Here is a 464-nt window from a genome sequence, read left to right on the forward strand (position 1 = left end):
GACCTGATCGGTGTTGCGCAGGCGGCCGCTTCGTCCGAGAGTCCGTTGTGGCCGATGCCGGCGGTGTTCGCGAAGCCTCCGCGATCACCGGTACCGATTGCAGGGCACGCGAACGTGGTGCTGTTGGCGGCGTCGCCGTCAACCGTCGCAACGACCTCGACCCGGTAGGTGTGTACCTGGCTCGCCGCAAGGCTCACGTCACTGGCGATGACGTTCTCCTTGCTGCCCGCGCTTCCCGTCCCGACCCATGCCTCTGACGCGGGAACACCGTCGGGCGTGCTCGTGACAGCTGCATCACGGACCTGGATGCCGGCGCCGAAGCGGAGCTGGTCCGTCAGCGTGTAGATGCCCTGGGCGGCGCCGTCGTTGATCGCGTTGATCTCGTACGTCACCGTCCACGCGCCGTCCTCACCCTGGACCGGGGCCCCGACGATCGTCTTTTCGATGTCGATCGAGGGTACCGG

Annotated in this window: 1 protein-coding gene; it reads right to left on the reverse strand. The window is 67.2% G+C overall.

Features of this window, described 5'->3' with window-relative positions:
• The coding region (locus tag FDK12_RS15135) for a hypothetical protein (protein ID WP_189636373.1) at positions 1 to 464 on the reverse strand (464 nt) is incomplete at both ends.

It is taken from the genome of Arthrobacter sp. NamB2, from assembly GCF_005281365.1.
Classification (GTDB): domain Bacteria; phylum Actinomycetota; class Actinomycetes; order Actinomycetales; family Micrococcaceae; genus Arthrobacter_D.